The 20,374-nt window shown below is 69.3% G+C and carries 17 protein-coding genes; 14 read left to right on the top strand and 3 right to left on the bottom strand.

Going from position 1 to position 20,374, the window contains the following annotated elements; translation table 11 throughout:
- The first annotated feature begins 8 nt into the window (after positions 1–8).
- From ACEN9G_RS00705 to ACEN9G_RS00750, 10 genes are read left to right on the top strand one after another with little or no spacing between them, the layout of a single operon-like run.
- Positions 9–377 carry a response regulator gene (locus ACEN9G_RS00705; RefSeq protein WP_105377323.1) on the top strand — a complete coding sequence of 123 codons (369 nt, stop codon included), beginning with the start codon at positions 9–11 and terminating at the stop codon, positions 375–377.
- A gap of 44 nt (positions 378–421) precedes the next feature.
- On the top strand, positions 422–724 hold the full coding sequence (locus tag ACEN9G_RS00710) for an STAS domain-containing protein (RefSeq protein WP_413345564.1): 303 nt from the start codon (positions 422–424) through the stop codon (positions 722–724).
- Positions 725–726: 2 nt separating this feature from the next.
- Positions 727–2,850, top strand: a complete 2,124-nt coding sequence (locus ACEN9G_RS00715; protein ID WP_483127757.1) for a chemotaxis protein CheA — start codon at positions 727–729, stop codon at positions 2,848–2,850.
- A gap of 24 nt (positions 2,851–2,874) precedes the next feature.
- Entirely contained in the window at positions 2,875–4,518 is a 1,644-nt protein-coding gene (locus ACEN9G_RS00720; protein WP_483127566.1) for a methyl-accepting chemotaxis protein, read from the top strand.
- A gap of 30 nt (positions 4,519–4,548) precedes the next feature.
- Positions 4,549–6,465, top strand: a complete 1,917-nt coding sequence (locus tag ACEN9G_RS00725) for a HAMP domain-containing methyl-accepting chemotaxis protein (RefSeq protein ID WP_413344250.1) — start codon at positions 4,549–4,551, stop codon at positions 6,463–6,465.
- Positions 6,466–6,481: 16 nt separating this feature from the next.
- Entirely contained in the window at positions 6,482–8,644 is a 2,163-nt protein-coding gene (locus ACEN9G_RS00730; RefSeq protein ID WP_483127567.1) for a HAMP domain-containing methyl-accepting chemotaxis protein, read from the top strand.
- 14 nt (positions 8,645–8,658) lie between these two features.
- Positions 8,659–9,168 carry a chemotaxis protein CheW gene (locus ACEN9G_RS00735; RefSeq protein WP_413345811.1) on the top strand — a complete coding sequence of 170 codons (510 nt, stop codon included), beginning with the start codon at positions 8,659–8,661 and terminating at the stop codon, positions 9,166–9,168.
- A gap of 5 nt (positions 9,169–9,173) precedes the next feature.
- The gene (locus ACEN9G_RS00740) at positions 9,174–9,992 is read left to right on the top strand and encodes a CheR family methyltransferase (protein WP_413345809.1); all 819 of its coding nucleotides are present in this window, start codon (positions 9,174–9,176) and stop codon (positions 9,990–9,992) included.
- 5 nt (positions 9,993–9,997) lie between these two features.
- The gene (locus ACEN9G_RS00745) at positions 9,998–11,077 is read left to right on the top strand and encodes a protein-glutamate methylesterase/protein-glutamine glutaminase (protein WP_483127568.1); all 1,080 of its coding nucleotides are present in this window, start codon (positions 9,998–10,000) and stop codon (positions 11,075–11,077) included.
- A 55-nt stretch (positions 11,078–11,132) separates the two neighbouring features.
- Positions 11,133–11,744, top strand: a complete 612-nt coding sequence (locus tag ACEN9G_RS00750) for a hypothetical protein (protein ID WP_483127569.1) — start codon at positions 11,133–11,135, stop codon at positions 11,742–11,744.
- Here ACEN9G_RS00750 and ACEN9G_RS00755 read toward each other — a convergent pair.
- Positions 11,731–13,002, bottom strand: a complete 1,272-nt coding sequence (locus ACEN9G_RS00755; RefSeq protein WP_495605510.1) for a cytochrome P450 — start codon at positions 13,000–13,002, stop codon at positions 11,731–11,733. The two genes, ACEN9G_RS00750 and ACEN9G_RS00755, sit on opposite strands and share 14 nt — an antisense overlap.
- A gap of 121 nt (positions 13,003–13,123) precedes the next feature.
- Here ACEN9G_RS00755 and ACEN9G_RS00760 point away from each other — a divergent pair, with 121 nt between their 5' ends.
- The 4 genes from ACEN9G_RS00760 (at position 13,124) to ACEN9G_RS00775 (ending at position 17,319) form a co-directional block, all read left to right on the top strand.
- A complete protein-coding gene (locus ACEN9G_RS00760) occupies positions 13,124–14,572 on the top strand; it encodes an amidase (protein ID WP_483127571.1) in 1,449 nt (482 codons plus the stop codon).
- Positions 14,557–15,312 carry a TetR/AcrR family transcriptional regulator gene (locus ACEN9G_RS00765; protein ID WP_413345510.1) on the top strand — a complete coding sequence of 252 codons (756 nt, stop codon included), beginning with the start codon at positions 14,557–14,559 and terminating at the stop codon, positions 15,310–15,312. The genes ACEN9G_RS00760 and ACEN9G_RS00765 overlap by 16 nt, the downstream gene beginning before the upstream one ends.
- Positions 15,313–15,499: 187 nt before the next feature.
- On the top strand, positions 15,500–16,090 hold the full coding sequence (locus ACEN9G_RS00770) for a VOC family protein (protein ID WP_413345512.1): 591 nt from the start codon (positions 15,500–15,502) through the stop codon (positions 16,088–16,090).
- The gene (locus ACEN9G_RS00775; RefSeq protein ID WP_483127572.1) at positions 16,063–17,319 is read left to right on the top strand and encodes a HupE/UreJ family protein; all 1,257 of its coding nucleotides are present in this window, start codon (positions 16,063–16,065) and stop codon (positions 17,317–17,319) included. Before ACEN9G_RS00770 ends, ACEN9G_RS00775 begins: the two co-directional genes overlap by 28 nt.
- Positions 17,320–17,322: 3 nt before the next feature.
- Here ACEN9G_RS00775 and ACEN9G_RS00780 read toward each other — a convergent pair whose 3' ends face one another.
- Both ACEN9G_RS00780 and lipA read right to left on the bottom strand, forming a co-directional pair.
- Positions 17,323–19,275: a sigma-54-dependent Fis family transcriptional regulator gene (locus ACEN9G_RS00780; RefSeq protein ID WP_483127573.1), complete on the bottom strand. Its 1,953-nt coding sequence runs from the start codon at positions 19,273–19,275 to the stop codon at positions 17,323–17,325.
- An 83-nt stretch (positions 19,276–19,358) separates the two neighbouring features.
- Positions 19,359–20,372 carry a lipoyl synthase gene (gene lipA, locus ACEN9G_RS00785; protein ID WP_483127574.1) on the bottom strand — a complete coding sequence of 338 codons (1,014 nt, stop codon included), beginning with the start codon at positions 20,370–20,372 and terminating at the stop codon, positions 19,359–19,361.
- Positions 20,373–20,374: the final 2 nt, after the last annotated feature.

Below are 20,374 nucleotides of genomic sequence, written 5' to 3' on the forward strand. Positions count from 1 at the left end.
ATTTAACCATGGCAAAAACCATCATGGTGGTGGACGATTCGATCTCGATCCGCCAGGTCGTCGGCATCGCACTCAGGCAGGCCGGCTATGACGTCATCGAAGGCGTCGACGGCAAGGACGCGCTGGCCAAGCTGACCGGCCAGAAGGTCAACCTGATCATCAGCGACGTCAACATGCCCAACATGGACGGCATCGCGTTCGTGCGCGAACTGAAGACCCGTCCCGCCTACAAATTCACCCCGGTCCTCATGCTGACCACCGAGTCGCAGGAAGACAAGAAGGAACAGGGCAAGGCCGCCGGCGCGAAAGCGTGGATGGTCAAGCCGTTCAAGCCGGAAGCCCTGCTCGCCGCCGTCCAGAAGCTGACGTTCGGCTGACCCACCGCGCCGGCGCACGCCGGCCATCCCGGAGCAAAGATGCAATGACGATTATTGGCGAAACGAGCCAAGGGGCCGCCGCATGCCTGGCGGTCGAAGGCGAAATGACGATCTACCGCGCCGCGGAGCTGCATCCCGTGCTGCTGGACGCCGTACGCACGATCGATGCGCCCACGCTCGACCTGTCCCAGGTGACGGAGTTCGACTGCGCCGGCATGCAGCTGTTGCTCGTGGCGCGGCGTGAAGCGCAGCGGCTCGGCAAGGCGCTCGTGCTGCGGGGCGCCAGCCCCGCCGTGTGCGACGCGTTCGCAATGCTCGGCATGACCGCCGAAGGAGAGCCTGCATGAGCATCGACATCGACCAGGTGACACACACCTTCATCGCCGAAAGCCGCGAACTACTGGAGCAGATGGAAAGCGCCCTGCTCGCGGTCACGCGCGACGGCCTCGATGCCGTCAACGCGATCTTCCGCGCGGCGCACACGATCAAGGGATCGGCCGGCATGTTCGGCCTCGACCCCGTCGTGCGATTCACGCACGTTGCCGAGAGCGTCCTGGACAAGGTGCGCGACGGCGCCATTCCCGTCGGCGACGAACTCGTCGCGCTGCTGCTCGCATGCCGCGACCACATCGGCGCCCTCGTCGACGCGGTGGAAAGCGGCACCCTCGACGATGCGGATCTCGCCGCGGCAGGCGCGCCGCTCGTCGCCCAATTGCAGGCCTACCTGGACGGCGGCGCGGCACCGGCGCCCACCGGCGCCGCCGCCGAACCCGAAGCGACCGGCGGCGCGGCCGGCCACTGGCACATCTCGCTGCGCTTCGGCCCCGACGTGCTGCGCAACGGCATGGACCCGCTGTCGTTCATCCGCTACCTGGGCCAGCTGGGCACCATCACCGGCATCGCGACGATCGCCGACGACCTGCCGGCGCTGGACGAATTCGATCCCGAGTCGTGCTACCTCGGCTTCGAGATCGGCTTCCACAGCAGCGCCGACAAGGCGACGATCGACGGCGTGTTCGACTTCGTGCGCGACGACTGCGCGATCCGCATCCTGCCGCCCGAGAACCGCCTCGCCGAATACCTCGCGTGGCTGGACGAGGCGCCGGCGCAGCGCGAGCGCCTGGGCCAGATGCTCGTTCGCTGCGGCAGCGTCACCGCGCACGAACTGGAACACGCGCTGGCGGCGCAGGCAGCCAGCGCCGCGCCGGCGCAACCGATCGGCGCGATCCTCGTCGAACAGGGCGCCGTGCGCGCACCCATCGTCGAGGCGGCCCTCGCGAAACAGCGCCAGGCGCCGGACGCGCCGCGCCAGCAGCAGGAAAGCCGCTCGGTGCGCGTGGATGCGGACAAGCTGGACCGCCTGATCAACCTCGTGGGCGAATTGATCATCGCGGGCGCGGGCGCCAACCTGATCGCGCGCCGCACGCAGATCCCCGAGCTGCTGGAATGCACGTCGACGCTGTCCAGCCTCGTCGAGGAAGTGCGCGACAGCGCGCTGCAGCTGCGCATGGTGAAGATCGGCGCCACGTTCAACCGCTTCCAGCGCGTCGTGCACGACGTGGCGCGCGAGCTGGGCAAGGACATCCGCCTGGTGGTCAGCGGCGAGGACGCGGAACTGGACAAGACCGTCGTCGAGAAGATCGGCGACCCGCTCACGCACCTCGTGCGCAACGCGATGGACCACGGCATCGAGCCGGCCGACGTGCGCGCCGCGCGCGGCAAGCCGGCCCAGGGCACCGTCGCCCTGAACGCCTACCACGACTCGGGCAGCATCGTGATCGAAGTGTCGGACGACGGCGGCGGCCTGAAACGGGACCGCATCCTCGCGAAAGCCGTCGAACGCGGCCTCGTCGAGCCGGGCCGCCTGCTCACGGACAAGGAAATCTTCAACCTGATCTTCGAACCGGGCTTCTCGACGGCGGAACAGGTGACGAACCTGTCCGGCCGCGGCGTGGGCATGGACGTCGTCAAGCGCAACATCGTCGCGCTGCGCGGCAGCGTGGACATCGCCAGCACCGAAGGGCAAGGCACCACCGTCACGGTGCGCCTGCCCCTGACGCTGGCGATCATCAACGGGTTCCAGGTCGGCGTCGGCAAGTCGGTGTTCGTGATCCCGATGGACATGATCGAGGAATGCATCGAGTTCGTCGAACAGCCGGGCTGCGACTGGGTCGATTTGCGCGGCCAGCCCCTGCCCTTCGTGCGCCTGAGGGAACGCTTCGGCGTCAAAGGCGTGCCGGCACGGCGCCGCAGCATCGTCGTCGTGCGCTACGGCGGCAGCAAGGCCGGCCTCGTCGTCGACAGCCTGCTGGGCGAATTCCAGACCGTGATCAAGCCGCTCGGCAAGGTGTTCGCCGGCGCGCGCTTCCTGTCCGGCTCCTCGATCCTCGGCAACGGCGACGTCGCACTGATCCTCGACATGGCGGCCCTGCTGGCCGGCGTCGAACACGAAAGCCAGGCCGCCGCGGCCTGACATTTAACTGAAGTGGAGAGCCACATGCTCAAGAACCTGAAAATCGGCATCCGCCTGGGCCTCGGCTTCGGTGCGGTACTGCTGCTCCTGCTGGCGATCGCGCTGCTGGCCATGAACCGCATGGCGGTCATGAACGATGCCACCGCCTACATCACGGCGGACGCCTACCCGAAAGTCGTCATCGCCAAGGACCTGATCCGCGACGTCGTCGACGCCCCGCGCCAGATGCGCGGCATGCTGCTCACCAGCGACGAAGCGGAAAGCGAGCGCTATCGCAAGGTGATCGAACAGCTACGCGCCGACACGAACGGACGCATCGCCGAACTCACCAAGCTCGTAGCGAGCGAAACCGGCAAGAAGATGCTCAAGCAGATCACCGACAGGCATGCGGCCCTGGAACCGGCGTATGCCCAGTTCTATGGCCTGGTGCGCGGCGACCGCCAGCATGCCGCGGAATTCGTCAGCAAGACCTATGTCCCGCTCAACCGCGAACTGATCGCGGCCGTCGACGAACTGACCAGGCACCAGTCCGACAAGATGCAGAAGAAGGCCGACGAGGCGGGCGCCACGTATGAAGAGACGCGCCGGCTGGTGATCGCGATGACGGCCGGCGCCGCCCTGCTCGCGCTGACGGTGGCGGCGTTCATCACCCTGTCCGTCACCCGTCCGCTGCGCGTCGCCGTGAACGCGGCCGACCGCCTGGCGGCCGGCGACCTCACGGTGCACATCGACAGCCATGCGCGCGACGAGGCCGGCCTGCTGCTGGCCGCGATGAAGAACATGATCGCGAAGCTGACGCAGGTCGTCGGCGACGTGAACGGCGGCGCGCAGTCGCTGGCGTCGGCGTCGGAAGAAGTCAGCGCGACGGCGCAGGCGCTGTCGCAGTCGGCGTCCGAGCAGGCGGCCGGTGTCGAGGAGACGAGCGCCTCGCTGGAACAGATGACGGCATCGATCTCGCAGAACACGGAGAATGCCCGCGTCACCGACGGCATGGCCACGCAGGCCGCGCGCGAGGCGGCGGAAGGCGGTGAAGCGGTGAAGGCGACCGTCGCCGCCATGAAGCGGATCGCGAAGCAGATCGGCATCATCGACGACATCGCCTACCAGACCAACCTGCTGGCGCTGAACGCCGCCATCGAGGCGGCCCGCGCAGGGGAACACGGCAAGGGCTTCGCCGTCGTCGCCGCCGAGGTGCGCAAGCTGGCCGAACGCAGCCAGGTCGCCGCGCAGGAAATCGGCGAAGTGGCGACGAGCAGCGTGGAGCTGGCCGAGCGCGCCGGCGGCCTGCTCGACCGGATGGTGCCGAACATCCGCAAGACGTCGGACCTCGTGCAGGAAATCACGGCCGCGTCGGAAGAGCAATCGGCCGGCGTCGGCCAGATCAACGCGGCGGTCGGCCAGATGAGCCAGACGACGCAGCAGAACGCATCCAGTTCCGAAGAGCTGGCCGCGACGGCCGAGGAAATGAGTTCCCAGGCCGAGCAGCTGCAGCAGGCGATGGCGTTCTTCCGCCTGGCGGGCGGCGACGCGCCGGCGCCGGCGCGCAACCCGGCACGCCGCGCGCCCGCGCATCCGGCCGCGACGCCGAAGCGCAAGGGCATCGCCATGCACAACCCCGCGTACGCCGCCGAGGCGGACCTGGACGAAACCAGTTTCACCCGTTTCTGATACCGCGCAGCCGCCCCGAGGAGACCTGCCATGTTCCGTAACCTGAAAGTCAGCGCCCGCCTGGCACTTGGCTTCGGCACCGTCAGCGTGTTGCTGGCCGCCGTCGTCGCGATGGGCATCCACAGCGTCGCCAGCGTCAGCGACAACGTTGGCGAGATGGCCAACGACAAGTATCCGAAGGTCGTGCTCAGCTACGACGCGATCGGCAACATCCACGAGATCGCCACCGCGATGCGCAACATCGTGCTGACGGAGGATCCGGAAGCGACCCGGCGCGAGCTGGCGCAGTTCGACGAATCGCGCAACGACCAGCGCGCGGATATCGAGAAGCTGCAGAACCTCGTCAAGTCGGCCTCCGGACGCCAGATCATGGAGGGCATGAACCAGCAGCGCCAGAAAAACCTGGTGGTGCAGGACCAGTTCGTGCGCCTCATCCACGAAGGCAAGCGCGCCGAGGCCAGAACACTGCTGACGACGCAGATCCAGCCGCTGCAGGACGCGTACATCAAGGCGATCGAAAAGCTGATCGATCACCAGAATGCGTCGATGGAGCAGTCGGCCACGGACGCGTCGGCCGAATACGTCGAGACCCGCAACCGCCTCACGCTGCTGGGCGCCGCCGCGGTCCTGATGGGCATCGGCATGGCTTTCTGGATCACGCTGAGCCTCACCCGTACGCTGGGCGGCGAGCCGGCCTACGCGGCCGACCTGCTCAAGCGCATCGCGAACGGCGACCTGTCCGGCGACGTGACGCTGCGCCGCGGCGACAACGACAGCATGCTGCACGCCGTCGGCCAGATGGTGGCGAAGCTGCGCCAGGTGATCGCGGGCCAGCGCGCCGTCGTGGAAGCGGCCAACCGGGGCGAGTTCGGCGTACGCGTCGACACGGCCGGGATGCAGGGGTTCCAGAAGGAGATGGGCGATGGCCTGAACCAGCTCGTGACGACGATCGGCGCCAGCATCGACGACGTCGTGCGCGTCATGTCCGCGCTGGCCGAAGGCGACCTGACGAAGCGCATCGACAAGGATTACCAGGGCGCGTTCGCGAAGCTGAAGGATGACTCGAACGGCACCATGGACCGGTTGGCGCAGGTCGTCGGCGACGTCAACGGCAGCGCCCAATCGCTGGCGTCGGCGTCGGAAGAAGTCAGCGCGACGGCGCAGGCGCTGTCGCAGTCGGCGTCCGAACAGGCGGCCGGCGTCGAGGAGACGAGCGCCTCGCTGGAACAGATGACGGCATCGATCTCGCAGAACACGGAGAATGCCCGTGTCACCGACGGCATGGCCACGCAGGCCGCGCGCGAGGCGGCGGAAGGCGGTGAAGCGGTGAAGGCGACCGTCGCCGCCATGAAGCGGATCGCGAAGCAGATCGGGATCATCGACGACATCGCCTACCAGACCAACCTGCTGGCGCTGAACGCCGCCATCGAGGCGGCCCGCGCCGGGGAACACGGCAAGGGCTTCGCCGTCGTCGCCGCCGAGGTGCGCAAGCTGGCCGAACGCAGCCAGGTCGCCGCGCAGGAAATCGGCGAAGTGGCGACGGGCAGCGTGGAGCTGGCCGAGCGCGCCGGCGGCCTGCTCGACCGGATGGTGCCGAACATCCGCAAGACGTCGGACCTCGTGCAGGAAATCACGGCCGCGTCGGAAGAGCAATCGGCCGGCGTCGGCCAGATCAACGCGGCGGTCGGCCAGATGAGCCAGACGACGCAGCAGAACGCATCCAGTTCCGAAGAGCTGGCCGCGACGGCCGAGGAAATGAGTTCCCAGGCCGAGCAGCTGCAGCAGGCGATGGCGTTCTTCAAGCTGGACGCGGGACACAGCATCAAAGCGGCCGCCGGCAAGCCGTTCAAGACAAATACGGCGAAGCGCCATGCCCCGAGGACGATCGGGACGCTGGCACTCGCCCCGGTCGGCGCACCGGACGAAGCCGACTTCGCACGCTTTTAAAAATCAAGGAAATACCATGACAGTTGTAAAGAAGATGATCCTGCTCGTGCTGGCAGCGCTCATCGGTATCGTCGCCCTGGCGGCAATGGGGCGCTACCAGCTCGTCCGCGTCTACGATGCGGCCAGCTATGGCACGGTCAATTCGATTCCCAGCTTCCTCGCGCTCGACGAAGCGTTCGAACAGCTGGCCGTGTACCGGACCCGCGCGTGGCAGCATATCGCCCAGACCGACGCGGACAAACTGGCCGCGATCGACCAGCAGATCGGCGAGAACCGCCGCAAGATCGACGAGGCGCTCAAGAAATACGAGTCGCTCGTTTCGGACGACAAGGACAAGGCGCTGCTCGCGTCCGACCGCGCCAGCCTCGCGGACTACGGCCGCATCGTGGACGAGGTGCTGAAGCTCTCGCGCGGCGGCAAGAACACGGAAGCGCGCGACCTGATGATGGCGAATGTCGCCCTGGCGGACAAGAACTGGGAAGCGTTCGCGAACCACCGCAAGTACAACGAGGAACTGGCGAAGAACGGCGGCGCGCGTGCCATCGCGATCCAGAACTCGGCGGAGACGATGTCGCTCGCCTTTGCCGTCGCCACGCTGGCGGCCGTCGGCCTGCTCGGCTTCTACATCACCCGCAGCCTGCTGGCCCAACTGGGCGGCGAACCGACGTACGCGGGGGCCGTCATGGCCCGCATCGCGGGCGGCGACCTGGACGCCGACATTCACACGAAGCCGGGCGACGACGCCAGCATGCTGGCCGCCGTCAAGGGCATGGTCGCGAAGCTCACTCAGGTCATCGACGGCCAGCGCGCCGCGGTGGAAGCCGCGAACCGCGGGAATTTCGATGCGCGCGTCGACCTGGCGGGCCTGCATGGCTTCCAGAAGGAGATGGGTGAAGGCCTGAACCAGCTGATGGCGACGACCGGCGCCAGCATCACCGATGTGGTGCGCGTGATGGGCGCGGTGTCGCGCGGCGACCTCTCGAACCAGATCGACAAGCCGTATCAGGGCGCCTTCGGCGAGCTGAAGGAATATACGAACAACACCGTGCACAAGCTGACGCAGGTGATCGAGGGCCAGCGCCGCGTCGTGCAGACGGCCAATCGCGGCAACTTCGACGAGCGCGTGGAACTCGCGGGCCTGCAGGGCTTCCAGAAAGAGATGGGCGAAGGCCTGAACCAGCTGGTGGCGACGACGAGTGCATCGGTCGAGGACGTGGTGCGCGTGATGGGCGCGATGTCGGAAGGCGATCTCACCAAGCGCATCGACAAGTCCTACGAGGGCGAGTTCGCCAAGCTGAAGGAATACGCGAACAACACCGTGGACAAGCTGGCGCAGGTGGTGGCCGAGGTCAACGCGGCCGCCGATTCCCTCGCCAGCGCGTCCGAGCAGGTGAGCGCGACGGCGCAGTCGCTGTCGCAGGCATCGGGCGAACAGGCGGCGGGCGTCGAGGAGACGAGCGCGTCGATCGAGCAGATGACGGCATCGATCGCGCAGAACACCGAGAACGCGAAAGTCACCGACGGCATGGCGACCAATGCTGCCAGGGAAGCGACCGAAGGCGGCGCAGCCGTGAAGGAAACCGTGGCCGCGATGAACCAGATCGCCAAGAAGATCGGCATCATCGACGACATCGCCTACCAGACCAACCTGCTGGCGCTGAACGCCGCCATCGAGGCCGCCCGCGCCGGCGAACACGGCAAGGGCTTCGCCGTCGTCGCCGCCGAGGTGCGCAAGCTGGCCGAACGCAGCCAGGTCGCGGCACAGGAGATCGGCGAAGTGGCGACCAACAGCGTGGAGCTGGCGGAACGCGCCGGCACCCTGCTCGACCAGATGGTGCCGAACATCCGCAAGACGTCGGACCTCGTGCAGGAAATCACGGCCGCGTCGGAAGAACAGTCGGCCGGCGTCGGCCAGATCAACGCGGCGGTGGGCCAGCTTGCCCAGACGACGCAGCAGAACGCGTCCAGCTCCGAAGAACTGGCGGCGACGGCCGAGGAGATGAGTTCCCAGGCCGAGCAGCTGCAGCAGACGATGGGCTTCTTCCGCCTCGCGGCCGGCGCGGCTGGCCAGACTGCCCGCACGCGCCCGGCGCCCCGCGCCAAGCGCACGACGCTGCGCGTGGCCGGCGGCGCGCCCACCCAGGCCGCGCCCGACGAAGCCAGTTTCACCCATTTCTGATCCACGGTGACCGTATGACGCACACGAACCAGGCAACGCACGCGGACGGCCAATCCGCCCAATACCTCACTTTCATGCTGGGCGGCGAAGCCTTCGGCATCGGCATCATGGCCGTCAAGGAGATCATCGAGTTCTCCGGCCTCACGGAAGTACCGATGATGCCGGACGCGATCCGCGGCGTCATCAACCTGCGCGGCGCCGTCGTGCCCGTGATGGACCTCGCGGCCCGCTTCGGCCGGCCGCAATCCGTGGCGGGCAAGCGCACGTGCATCGTCATCGTCGAGCTGGAACACGACGGCGAGCGCCAGCTGACGGGCGTCGTCGTCGATGCCGTCAGCGCCGTGCTGGACATCGCGGCCGCCGACATCGAACCGGCGCCGTCGTTCGGTACTCGCATCCGCGGCGACTTCATCGCCGGCATGGGCAAGGTGAACGGCAAGTTCGTCATCCTGCTGAACGTGCAGCAGGTGCTGGCGCTGGACGGCCTGCCCGACCTGGCCGGCGCCGACGCCCTCGCCGCCTGAGCGCCATGCAGAACTGTGCGATCAGCCAGGGCGAGTTCGCGCGCTTCCAGCGCTTCATCTTCGACATCGCCGGCATCTCGATGTCCGATTCGAAGAAGGCGCTGGTCAGCGGCCGCCTCGCCAAGCGCCTGCAGCATTTCGGCCTGCCGTCGTACGACGCCTATTTCCGGCTGCTGACGGACGGCGCGCACAAGGACGAGGTGCAGCTGGCCGTCGACCTGCTGACGACGAACGAGACCTATTTCTTCCGCGAAGCGCGCCACTTCGAGCTGCTGCGCGAAGCGGCCGCAGCGGCGCGCCCGTCGCTGCGGGCGAATGCGCCGTTCCGCGTATGGAGCGCGGCCTGCTCGTCCGGCGAGGAACCGTACAGCATCGCGATGGTGCTGGCCGACGTGCTGGGATCGGCGCCGTGGGAAGTCGTGGCCTCCGACATCAGCACGCGCGTGCTCGAGCGCGCCCGCACCGGCCACTATCCGATGGAACGCGCGACCCACGTGCCGCAGGACTACCTGCGCCGCTACTGCCTGAAGGGCATCCGCGACCAGCACGGCACGCTGCTCGTGGAACGCGGCCTGCGCGAGCGCGTGCAGTTCCGCCAGGTGAACCTGAACACGGCGCTGCCCGGCGACCTGGGCACCTACGACCTCGTCTTCCTGCGCAACGTGATGATCTACTTTAACGGCGACACCAAGCGCCAGGTCGTCACGCGCATCATGCAACGCGTCAAGCCGGGCGGCCATCTGTTCATCGGCCACTCGGAAAGCCTGCAGGAGATGGGCGACGTTCTCCGTGCCGTGATCCCTTCCGTCTACCGTCTACCCTAATCGGCATGAAAACAATCGATGTGATGGTGGTCGACGACTCGGCCGTCGTGCGCAAGGTCGTCGGCGCGGTGCTGGAATCCGCGCCCGGCATCCGCCTGCTGCACGCCGTGGCCGACCCGCTGCTCGCCATCGAGCGCATGAAGCAGGCCTGGCCCGACGTGATCCTGCTGGACGTGGAGATGCCGCGCATGGACGGCATCACGTTTCTTCGCAAGATCATGGCGGAGCGGCCCACGCCCGTCGTCATCTGCTCGACGCTGACGGAAAAAGGCGCGGAGACGACGATGGCCGCGCTCGCGGCGGGCGCCGTGTCCATCATCACGAAACCCAAGCTGGGCCTGAAGGACTTCCTCAGCGAGAGCGCGGACGAACTGATCGCCGCCGTGCGCGCGGCGAGCCACGCGAACGTGCGCAGGCTCGCGGCACGCGCCGCGCCCGCGCCCGTCGCCGTAAAGCTGACCGCGGACGCCGTGCTGCCGGCCGCGCCCGAGACGCGCGCCCTGCTGCGCACGTCCGAGCGCGTCGTCGCCATCGGCACCTCCACGGGCGGCACGCTGGCTTTGGAAGAAGTGCTGACGGCGCTGCCGCGCGTCACGCCCGGCATCGTCATCGTGCAGCACATGCCGGAAAAATTCACTGCCGCCTTCGCCGACCGCCTGAACGGCCTGTGCCAGATCGAGGTGCGCGAGGCGCGCCACGGCGACCGCGTGCTGCCGGGCCGCGCGCTGATCGCGCCGGGCGGCAGGCACATGCTGCTGCGGCGCGACGGCGCCAACTACCACGTGGACGTCTTCGACGGCCCGCTCGTGAACCGCCACCGCCCGTCCGTCGACGTGCTGTTCCGTTCCGTCGCCAGGCATGCGGGCGCCAATGCGCTGGGCATCATCATGACGGGCATGGGCGACGACGGCGCGGCCGGCCTGCTCGAGATGCGCAAGGCGGGCGCGCGCACCGTCGCGCAGGACGAGGACAGCTGCGTCGTCTACGGCATGCCGAAGGAAGCCGTCAAACGGGGCGGCGTCGAGAAATCCGTGCCGTTGAAAGCGATCGACCGCGAGATCCTGCAGCAGCTCGGGGTGCGCTGATCGCGTATCATCGCTCCTGAACAGCCGATCCAGAAGCTGATGCCAGGAGAGTGAGATGAACAAAGGAATGTATGCCGCCGCGCTCGCTGCGTGCCTGACTGCCTGCGGCGGTGGCGGCGGCAATGCCGGCGCGGGGAATACCCCGCTGACGCCGCCCGTGTCCAGCAACGGCAACCTCGACGCGTACGTCGGCACGTGGACCTCCGCGTGCGCGTCGCACGCGGTCGACACGGCCGTCATCGCGCGCGCGGCCGGCGCGAACAATGCGCTCACGATCGCCGTCACGACGACTTACTATGCCAACACGGCCTGCACGGGCGACGTCGTCGCCACGCAGGTGTGGAGCGCCCCCACGACGGCGACCTGGGTCGGCACCGTCGCGTCCTCCATCATGCCGGGATCGGTCTCGGCCTCCATCGACAAGGTGACGGCGCAGCAGCCGCAGCGCAGCGTCACGTTGACGGGCACCTTCGTCAGCCGCAAGATCGTCGACGGCCAGCCCAACTGGTGCATCGATTACGCGGGCGGTTCCGTGTGCGTGCCCGACCGGATCTACGCGGCCGAACCGGCGCCGTTCGACGGCCTGGCCATCGTGGACGGCGAGCTGGTCGAGGTCAAGTCGAACGGCGTCAACTACGACGCCGTCGAGCGTTTCACGAAACGCTGACGGGCAGCGCGGCCAGCCCGCGCAGGCCGGCGATGCCGTTCCAGCGCGGGGCCGCGTCGGGCATGCGGAGCGTCGGCCAGCGGCGCAGCACGGCGCGCAGCACGACGTCGGCCTCCAGCAGCGACAGGCCGGCGCCGATGCACACGTGCGGTCCGCTGCCGAACGACAGGTGGCTGCCGGCGCGGCGCGTGATGTCGAACGTGTCCGGATCGGCGAAGCGGTCCGGATCGCGGTTCGCCGCGCCGATCAGCGCGATCACGAGGTCGCCGCGCCTGAGCGTGGTGCCGTGCAAGGTGAGTTCCGTGGCGACGCGCCGGCCCGTGTACTGCACGGGACTGTCGTAGCGCAGCAGTTCACGGATGGCGAGCGTGATGCCGTCTTCGTCCGCGCGCAGCCGCGCCCACGCGTCCGGGTGCGTGAGCAGCGTGTACAGGCCATTGCCGAGCAGGTTGCGCGTCGTCTCGTGGCCGGCGAACAGCAGCATCGCGCATTGCGCCAGCAACTCGCCGTCCGCGCGCAATTCGCCCGCGGCCTCGGCCTGCAGCAGGCGGCTGACCAGGTCCGTGCCGGGGGACGCCCGGCGCGCCGGCAGCAGCGCGTCGAAATAGCGCACCATCTGCAACAGGCTGCGCTGGGCCGCGCGCAGCTGGTCGGCCGTCGGCTGCAGCGCGCCGATGAAGGCGGCAAGGTCGTCCGACCACGCCATGAAGCGCGCCTCGTCGTTGCGGGCGATGCCCAGCATCAGGCCGATGACGCGCGACGGCAGCGGACGCGCGACTTCGGCGATGAAGTCGAAGCCGGCTTGCGCGTCGAGGCCGTCCAGCAGTTCGTCGGTGAGCCGCTCGACGTCGGCCCGCAAGGTGCGGATCAGGGTCGGATGAAAACCGGCCGCCATCGCCTTGCGCACGCGCTGGTGGTCGGCGCCGTCCAGGAACACCATCGCGCTGCCGAACAGGCGCTGGAACATGTCGAGGCCCGCCTGGGCGCGGCGTCCCGACAGGCTCGCGTCGACGCCGGGTATGCGCTTGACCCAGCCGCCCGTGCGCTGCGACGACAAGCGCGCATCGCGCAGCGCCAGTTCGATGTCCGCGTGGCGCGTCAGCACCCAGGCGCCCTGGAACACGTCCTCGCGCCACAGCACCGGTCCCGCCGCACGCAGGCGGCGATAGGTGGGATACGGATCGTGCAGGAAGGCGGCGTCGAACGGTGCCGCGTCCGCATCCGGCACGACTGGCGCGAAATCTCTCATGCGATTCATTGGATGATGGTCTGCCGGCACATGCCGGGGCCCGCACTTTATCATTTTTCGGCCCGCCGGTCGCGCTTGACGATTAAAAAAGAATGATGCATTCTCTTTTAAAATCTTACCGGAGACGACCATGGGAACGACTGGACGGGACGCCGCGCTGCTGCTGGACCTGGACGCGACGGGGCAGGCGGCGCTGATCCGCACGGGCGACATCGCGCCCGCCGAGCTGCTGGAGGCTGCCATCGCGCGCATCGAGGCGCTGCAGCCGCGCGTGAACGCGCTCGTCGACTTCGACCCCGCGGCGGCACGGCGCCAGGCGGACGGCCGCGAGCCCGGCGGCGTGTTCGCCGGCGTGCCCACGCTCGTCAAGGACCTGCTCGCGGTTCCCGGCTTCCCGACGGGGTTCGGTTCGCGCCTGTTCCGCGGCGCGCGGCTGCCGGGTACGTCGCCGTATGCGCAGGCGCTGCGGCGTGCGGGCCTCGTCGTGCTGGGCAAGAGCACCACGTCGGAATTCGGCCTGCTGGGCACGACGGAACCCCTCGCGACGGGCCCCACGCGCAATCCATGGCGGCACGACCTGTCGGCGGGCGGTTCGTCCGGCGGCGCGGCGGCGGCCGTCGCGGCGGGGATGGTGCCGGTGGCGCACGCGTCCGATGGCGGCGGTTCCATCCGCGGCCCCGCCTCGTTCTGCGGCCTGTTCGGCTTCAAGCCCAGCCGCGGACGCACGGTGGCCGCCGATCTCCCGCCGGATATGCCGACGGCCGCCCTCCTTGCCGACCACTGCGTGAGCCGCTCGGTGCGCGACAGCGCGGCGTGGCTGAAGGCGACCGAAGCGCCCGGCCACGCGGCGCCGCTGCCGGACCTCGCGGCGCTGCGCGACGCGTCGCCCCCCCGCCTGCGCATCGGCGTCTACCGCCGCGACCTGTTCGGAGAACTCCCGTCGCCCGACGCCCTCGCCGCGCTGGACGCCGCCACGCGCCTGTGCACGGACCTGGGCCACGACGTCGTCGAGACGGCGGGCCCGGCCTGCGACGCACCGGCCGTGAGCCGCGCCTTTTTCACGCTCACGGCGGCCGGGCTGGCCGGCATGGCGGACCAGGCGGCGGCGCTGATGGGGCCGGCCTTCGACGCGGGCCTGTTCGAACCCTATACGCGCGACCTGGTCCGGCGCGCGCGGGCGGCATCGGCCGACGAGGTGCGGGCCGCCGGCGCGGCGCTGGCGGCGGCAGGCGCGTCGGCGCGGGCGGCCGGCGCCGGTTTCGATGTGCTGTTGAGCCCCACCGTCCCGTTCACCGCCTTCCCGCTCGGCCGCCACGGCCCCGGCCAGGACCCGGACGACCTGATCGCGTTCACCAACCGGCTGGCCGGCTACACGGTGCCCGCGTCGCTGGCGGGCTGGCCCGCGATGTCGGTGCCGCTGTACTGGTCCGATGCGGGCCTGCCGCTGGGCTGCCATTTCACGGCCGCGCACGACGCGGATGCGCTGCTGCTGCGCCTCGCGTTCCAGCTCGAAGCGGCGGCGGACTGGGCGCCGCGGCTGCGCGCGATGCAGGACGGGCTCGCATGCCGCAACGATTGAAAGACGACGTCCGCGACCGCATCCTGGCCGCGGCCGCGCGCACGTTCGCGCAGCGCGGCTATGTGCAGGCCACGCTGGCCGCCATCGCGCGCGACGCGGACATCGCCCCCAGCAACGTCTACAAGTACTACGGGAGCAAGCAGGCGCTGTTCGACGCCGTCGTCACGCCCGCCATCGCGGCACGCCTGTTCCGTCTCCTGCGCGCGCGCCTGCGCGAGTTCGACATGCTGGGCAGCTGGTCCGACGCGCATGCGGACGGCTCCGCCCACGCGAAGGCACTGCTGGAGTTCTGGGTCGAGCACCGGCTCGCGGTGCTGATCCTCCTGAACGGCGCGGCGGGCACGCGCTTCGCGCCCGTGCGCGAGCGCATGGCGCAGGAGATGGCGCGCCAGGCGGCCCGCTTCGTGCGCCGCCAGACGGCGGCCGCGCCCGACGCTCACTTCGACATGGTGCTCCGCCAGGTCTTTGCGAACACGGTGGCGATGATCGCGGCCATCCTGGAACGGTACACGTCCGGTGCGGACATCGCGCAAGCGTTCGCGACGTTCTGGACCTATCAGCTCGCGGGACTGGAGGCGCTCGTCAGGAACCGCAACCGCGGTACCCGGCAGCGCGCACCGGCTTGCGCTGCCCAGGGGGACACGGGCTACCACGGCGGGCCGGAAAAGGCCGTGCACCACGACGCGTCCGACCATTGCGCGACATGGCGGGCGACCACCGCGTGCCGGAAGAAGGCGTGATCGCGCCGGTTCGCCGAACCGTAAGCCGGCGCGGACTGCGACAGATGTTGCGCAAGCGCGCGACAGATGTGCCGTCCGCGCGGCCCGCGCAGGGGCGCGCGCCCCTGGCGCCGGCCTGGCTTGCAATTTGCTCTCCTATGGATGCCGCCGCAGCGACGGCGGACCACCATCAACATCAGGAGACAGCATGAACTTCAAACGCACACTCGCCGGCATCGGCCTCGCCCTCGCCCTTCCCTTCAGCGCCCACGCCGGCATGCCCGGCATGGAAGGCGCGCACCACGTGGGCCTCACGGTGCCGAACATGGACGACGCCGTCCGCTTCTTCGTCGACGTCGTCGGCTGCGAGGAATCCATCAAGCTCGGTGCGTTCAAATTCGCCGACGACTGGATGAACGTGCACCTGAACGTCAACCCGCGCGCGGAGATCAAGCGCTTCCAGATGGTCCGCTGCGGCCATGGCACGAACCTGGAGATCTTCGAATACTCGGCGCCGAACCAGGGCAAGACGCCGCCCCGCAACAGCGACGTCGGCGGCCATCACCTCGCGTTCTACGTCGACGACATGGACAAGGCCGTCGCCTACCTGAAATCGAAGGGCGTGCGCACGCTGGGCGCGCCCAGCACGTTCACGGACGGCCCGGCGGCCGGCCTGACGTGGATGTACTTCCTCGCGCCGTGGGGCCTGCAGCTGGAAATCGTCAGCACGCCGAAGGGCATGGCCTACGAGAAGACGGCCAGGCGCGCCCTGTGGGATCCGCGCTCCCCGGCCAAATGAAGACGGCGACGATGGCGGTGCTGGCCGCGAAATGCGTCGCGATCTGCGCCACGGTCCTCGTCGCGGTGTGCCTGCCGGGCAGCGCGTGGGCGCATTTCGACGGCCGGGTCAGCGTGCGCGTCGTGCATTTCACGTACGACGCGGCGGGCATGACCGCGTACTACCGCGTGTCGCTCGCGCCATTGGGACCGGCACCGTACGTCGTCGCGAGGAAGGAAAGCGGCCAGTGGTTTCATTACGTGGACACGGCCGCCGTCGATCCGCTGGCGGCGGCGCGCGTTCTCGCCGCCGCGCACACGGTGTCCGTGGACGGCCGGGCGGTGGCGCCGAACGTGCTGGCGGCCGCCGTGCACGTGAAGGGCAGCGTGCCGCCGTTCGCCACGCCCGCGCAGGCGCGCGCGGCGGCCGCGACGCCCACGCCGCTGCCGGCGGCAATGCCCGACATCGGCGACGTCGTGCTGGACGCCGCCATCGCGTATCCCGGCGTGCGCCCCGCGGCGTTCCGCTTCGCCGGCACGCTCGCGCCGGGCAAGCTGTCCGACGCGCCGCTGAACACGATCCTGCTGTCGCACCGCGCCGGCGCGACGGACCAGTACCGCATGGATGCCGCGGCGATCGACGTCAACCCGTCGTGGTGGCTGTCGGCCTGGCAGTTCATCCGCGCGGGGGCCGCCCACATCCTCGAAGGCGCCGACCACCTGCTGCTGGTCGTGTGCCTCGTCGCGGGCGACATGCGCCTGCGCGCGATCGCCCTGCGCATCACGGCGTTCAGCGCGGGCCATGCGTGCGCCATCGCGGCCAGCTTCTACGGCCTGCTGCCCGACCGGCCATGGCTGATCCCCGGCGTGGAGCTGCTGATCGCGCTGTCCGTGCTCGGCACGGCGCTCCTGATGCTGGGCCGGCGCGAACGCGGGGGCGCGCCGGCGCTGGTCTTCGTCGTGGGCCTCGTGCACGGCTGCGGCCTCGCCGTCGGGCTGCGCGACCTGCTGTCCGACACGGGGCCGAACGTCGTCGCGTCGCTCGTGTCGTTCAACGTGGGCGTGGAAGCGGGCCAGCTGCTGGTCGGCGCGGCCGTGTGGCTGCTGCTGGCGGGCGCCAGGGGCCTGGCGCCCGGCCGGGACGACGGGATGCGCCGCTGCGTCGCGCTGGGCGTCGCGCTGGTGTCGCTGGCCTGGGTGATGGAACGGACGGGCCCCGTCTGGGATGCGCTCCAGACGGGCGTCGCGTGAGGGTCAGCGCTGATTGGGCGGGACGATGCCGTACTTCTTCATGTAGCGGTACACGGTGGCGCGTGCCAGGTTGAGCTCTTCCGACACCTTGGTCACGCTCCACTTGTGGCGCACGAGCGCGTCGAGCAGCGGCGCAGCCTCGCAGTCCTCGCCGCCGGACGGGGTCGCGGCGGCGACGGGAGCAGCCGGAAGGCTGGAAAACTGCTCGGTCAATTCCTGCGGCAGGTCGGCCGCCGTGATCGTCTCGCCATCGGACACCGCCAGCGCGAAGCGCAGCACGTTGCGCAGCTGGCGGATGTTGCCCGGCCACGCGAAGCACAGCATGGCGTGCATGGCGTCCAGCGACAGGTGCGCATCCATGCCGAGCAGTTCCGCCTCCTCGGCCAGGACTTTTTCGATCAGGTAGCGCTTGTCCGCGCGGTCGCGCAGCGCCGGCAGGTGCAGGGTCGCGCCGCACAGGCGGTAATACAAATCTTCGCGGAAGCTGCCGGCGCTGATCAGGTTGCGCAGGTCGCGGTGCGATGCCGCGATCACGGTCAGGTCCACGGGGACGGGCTTGTCCGCGCCGAGCGGCAGGACTTCCTTTTCCGACAGCACGCGCAGCAACCGGGTCTGCAGGTGCAGCGGCATGTCGCCGATCTCGTCGAGGAACAGCGTGCCGCCGTCGGACTGCAGGATCAGGCCCTTCATGCCTTTCGCGCGGCCGCCCGTGAACGCGCCGGCCGTGTAGCCGAACAATTCGCTTTCGATCAGCGACTCGGGAATCGCGCCGCAGTTCACGGCGACGAACGGCTTGTGGGTGCGCTCGCTCGACCGGTGCAGGGCCTTGGCGATGACTTCCTTGCCGGTGCCCGTCTCGCCGTGGATCAGGATGTTCAGCTTGCGGTTCAGCAGGCGCTTGGCCTGGTCCAGCAGCCGCCGCATCGTGTTGTCGTCGCCGGCCAGGCAATCCAGTTCCGGATGGTGGGCGGGCGCCGCGCCGTCCGCCGTCTCGACGACGACGCTGGTGCGCGCGGCGGGACGCGGGCGCGGCACCTTCACGCTCGCATAGAACATCTGGTTCGAGCCGCGCGTGACGATCGAGCGCTCGCCCATCGTGCCGGCGCGCGCGAGGCGCAGCAGGTCGTCCGGCGCGAGGTCGAACAGCGCCGTGAGCGGCTGCCCGACGACGTCGCCGGCGGCGCGGCCGAACAGCCGACGCGCGCCCGTGTTGGCGCCCACCACGATGCCGTCGTCGTCATAGGCCAGCATGATCTCGCCGCTCACCTCGACCAGCGCCCACGCCGTGCCGAGGCGCAGGATCCAACGGTCCTGGAAATGGCGCAGGAAGTTCGCGTCCTCGATCATTTCCGCATACATCATCGTCAGGTGCAGCGCGAGATGCTGGCTTTCCTTGTACGTCGGCGACGTCAGCGCGGACAGGTCGAGCACCGCGAGGAATTTACCCTCGGGGTCGAACAGCGGCGCGGCGGAACAGGTCAGCGGGATATGGGTGGGATCGAAGTGGTCGTCCTGGTGGCATGTCAGCGCCGTCTGCTCGGCCACGCAGGTGCCCACGCCGCAGGTGCCGGCCGACCGTTCGCTCCATTCCGCGCCCAGGTACAGGCCGGCCCTCTTGAGGTCCGGCGCGCGCGCGTCGTTGCCGATGTAGTCGACGGTGACGCCCTGCGCATCCGTCAACAGCAGCACGTAGCCGAGGCTGGAGACGCGCTTGTACATCTGTTCCATGCCCACGCGGGCCACCTGCATGAATTCCTCGATCTGTTCCTGGTGCGCGCGCAGCGTGGCGGACGTCACGATGTGCGGCGCCTTCGGGCGCGCCGGATCGAGCCCGTAATCGTTCACGCAGCGGCGCCACGAGTTGTGGATCAACTCGTTGGCGCCGTTCGCGGCGGTACCGTGCATGGCCACCGACATCACGTTGTCGATGTGCCGGTTCTGTGCCTGATTCGTCATTGTCGTCTCCTGCAGCGCCGGCAACTCGTCGTTTGCCGGTCGTGTACTTACGGTTTATGGTACTCCATTTATGAACTGTAAACTCATCCCATGCGTTCGGGTGCGGCGCGGAACGGCTGCAGTTCGTCCAGCGGATCGCTGGCGCCGAACAGCCAGCCGCGGTCCAGGTCCGCCGCCGCATGCTGCACGTCCGCGTGGTAGCTCGACCGCACGAGCGGGCCCACGGCCGCATGCGCGAAGCCCAGCCCCTCCGCGGCGTCGCGCAGGCGCGCGAACGCGTCCGGCGTCACATAGCGGCGCACGGGCAGGTGCGCGCCGGACGGCGCCAGGTACTGCCCGATCGTCACCATGTCCACGCCGTGCGCGCGCAGGTCGTGCAGCACGTCCTCGACCTCGTCGTCGGTCTCGCCCAGGCCCACCATCAGGCCCGACTTGGTTTTCACGCCAGGGTGGCGCTCCTTGAACCGTTCCAGCAACGCCAGCGAATGCGCATAATCGGCGCCGGGCCGAACGGGCCCATACAGGCGCGGCACCGTCTCGATATTGTGGTTCAGGACATCGGGCGGTTCTGCTGCCAGGGCGTCGAGCGCGGCGTCCAGGCGCCCGCGGAAGTCCGGCACGAGCACTTCGATGCGGGTCGCCGGCGCCGCCGCGCGCACCGCGCGGATGCAGGCGGCGAAGTGGCCGGCGCCGCCGTCGCGCAGGTCGTCGCGGTCGACTGAGGTGATCACGACGTAGCGCAGGCCGAGCGCCGCCACCGTGCGCGCGAGCCGTTCCGGTTCCGCGGCATCGAGCGGATCGGGCCGGCCATGGCCCACGTCGCAGAACGGGCAGCGGCGCGTGCACTTGTCGCCCATGATCATGAACGTGGCCGTGCCCTTGCCGAAGCATTCGCCGATGTTCGGGCAACTCGCCTCCTCGCACACCGTCGTCAGCGCGTTCGCGCGCAGGATGGCCTTGATCTCGAAGAACCGCGACGACGGCGCCGGCGCCCGCGTGCGGATCCAGTCCGGCTTCGGCAAGCGCTCGGCCGGCACGATCTTGATGGGAATGCGGCTCGTCTTGGCCGCGCCCAGCTGTTTGGAGGTCGGCTTCATCG

This window comes from Massilia sp. Masssp94 (assembly GCF_059491305.1).